The 2,210-nt window shown below is 36.1% G+C and carries 2 protein-coding genes and 1 pseudogene; 2 read left to right on the forward strand and 1 reads right to left on the reverse strand.

Annotation, left to right across the window (positions count from 1 at the left end; translation table 11 throughout):
* A pseudogene (locus ACEN33_RS12120) lies at nucleotides 1–180 on the forward strand (IS30 family transposase); the annotation flags it as partial.
* A 424-nt stretch (nucleotides 181–604) separates the two neighbouring features.
* Complete coding sequence (locus ACEN33_RS12125; protein WP_407090964.1) at nucleotides 605–1,960, forward strand: FAD-dependent oxidoreductase; 1,356 nt, start codon at nucleotides 605–607, stop codon at nucleotides 1,958–1,960.
* A gap of 100 nt (nucleotides 1,961–2,060) precedes the next feature.
* On the opposite strand, the gene ACEN33_RS12130 is transcribed toward ACEN33_RS12125, so the two are convergent.
* On the reverse strand, nucleotides 2,061–2,210 hold a 150-nt coding region (locus tag ACEN33_RS12130), incomplete at its 5' end, for a transposase (RefSeq protein ID WP_138405300.1).

Genomic DNA, 2,210 nt, shown 5'->3' on the forward strand with positions numbered 1-2,210 from the left:
AACCAGCACAAATTAATTCGCCGTTTCGTTCCCAAGGGAAGCCCGATTAGTGAGGTGAGCGAGAACCAGATTTTGCGGATCCAGCGTTGGATGAACGATTACCCGCGGAAAATTTTGGGTTATGCAATACCACATGACACATTTGTTCAAGCATTCAAGCAAGAACGATTGGGGGCTTGACCTATCATTACTTGACCTCGGCATGGCTTCATGTCTGGAAAGATGGCCTGAGTCCAGACTGGTCGGGAGACTACCATCCCTCAGTTCAATATCAGAGGGTCACTGATTTAGAATAACAAGGCAGTTACGGTACCAAACAAATGAGTTACCTGTAGTGGCTAACTTAAACTTGAAATTTACGGAACGATTAATTTATTCAAGAAACCAGCTTAAATTATAGAGCTATGAATTATTCAGGACCAAATAATTTTTTTGGCTTATATAAATGAAAAAAATATATTACTATTATTCAAATGGATGTTCCCATGAAATATCTAACTAAATGGTGTTGAATAAACGTTTTGTTAGATTGAGTTCTGAATGTTTGAAATCAGATTAGAATGTGATATAATAAATTTGTTAAAAAATTCTTGGAGGTTTTGTTATGAAAATTATTGTTGTAGGTACTTCACATGCTGGGTATGAAGCAGTGCAAACTATCTTAAAAGAAGATTCAAATGCTGAGATTCATTTATATGAACGCGGGGAAACAGCATCATTCTTATCTTGTGGGATTCAAAGTTATTTAGAAGATATCTCACCTTCTTTAGATAGCTTACATTATGCAAATGAAGAAAGTTATAAAGAGCAAGGCGTAAATGTTCATATGAATAGTGATGTTGTATCTGTAGATCCAGAAGCTAAAACGATTACAGTTAAAACAGCTGACGGAGAATCTGAAGAATCATATGATAAATTATTCCTTAGCCCAGGGGCTGTACCGATTGAAATTCCAATTCCTGGAACTGATTTAGATCATTTATACTACTTACGTGGCCGCAATTGGGCAGATAAAGTAAAAGAACGTATGTCATCTGCTAAAAAAGCAGTTGTTGTAGGTAGTGGATATATTGGAATAGAAGTTGCTGAAGCATACGCGAAAGCAGGAATTGATACAACGGTTATTGATTCATTAAATTCAATCTTACCTACGTATCTAGATAAAGAATTTACTTCAGTCTTACAAGAGAACGCACTTGAACATGGAATGAAATTCCATGGTGGGGAAAAAGTTCAAGAAATCATCGGTGAGAATGGATCTGTTGCAAAAGTCGTGACAGATAAAGGTGAATACGAAGCAGATACTGTTATTATGGCCGTTGGTGTGCGTCCAAATACACAATGGTTAGACGGTATCTTAGCGCGAAACGAACGTGGTTTTGTTGAAGTGAATGAACATATGCAATCAACATCAAATCCAGATATTTATGTAGCTGGAGATGCGACATTAATTCCATTTGCTCCAACGGGGGAAAAACGTGCCATTGCTTTAGCTTCTAACGCACGTCGCCAAGGTGTAATCGCTGCTAAAAATATGCTTTCAGATAACAAATTTGAAATGCCAGCCGTTTCGGGCACATCTGCATTATCATTATTCGATTACCACTTTGCTTGTACAGGTGTTAAAGACTCTGACGCAGATTTAAGCAAAGTCGACAGTAAATATTATGAAGAGACTATTCGTCCTAAATTTATTGGTGATGATACAACTGTTATGATGAAAATTCACTTTGAAAAAGAAAAAAATCGTATTGTTGGTGCGCAGTTAATGTCTAAACAAGATGTTATGTTTGCGATAAATACAGTTTCAACAGCAATTTCAGCTGGCTGGACATTAGAACAATTAGCTTTAGCTGACTACTTCTTCCAACCAGAATATGATAAACCATGGAACTTCTTAAATGTGCTTGCACAACAAGCTTTAGGAGAAACGTTTGGTAGTGACAAAGAATTATTCTAATTAATGAGGCACATCTTAGGTTATCTAATCTAAGATGTGTTTTTGATTAAATTTAAATGGCTCTTTGTCAAATAGGGTTGATGACTCATTTTAATCAAGATCAAGCAGCATAAGTTGTTGCTTGATCTTTTTTATTTGTCTGAGGGACATATAATCGCGTCATAAGTAAAATACGGTCTCTAAAATGACTGTAATTTCGATAGCCGTAGGCTGTTCGTTTCAATACTTTAATTTTATTATTAATACCTTC

This window comes from Ruoffia sp. FAM 24228 (assembly GCF_045528575.1).
GTDB classification, from domain to species: domain Bacteria; phylum Bacillota; class Bacilli; order Lactobacillales; family Aerococcaceae; genus Ruoffia; species Ruoffia halotolerans.

Excerpts from the sequence above, each read along its gene's own strand:
- ACEN33_RS12125 (WP_407090964.1), top strand. The coding sequence starts at position 605 with ATGAAAATTATTGTTGTAGGTACTTCACATGCTGGGTATGAAGCAGTG.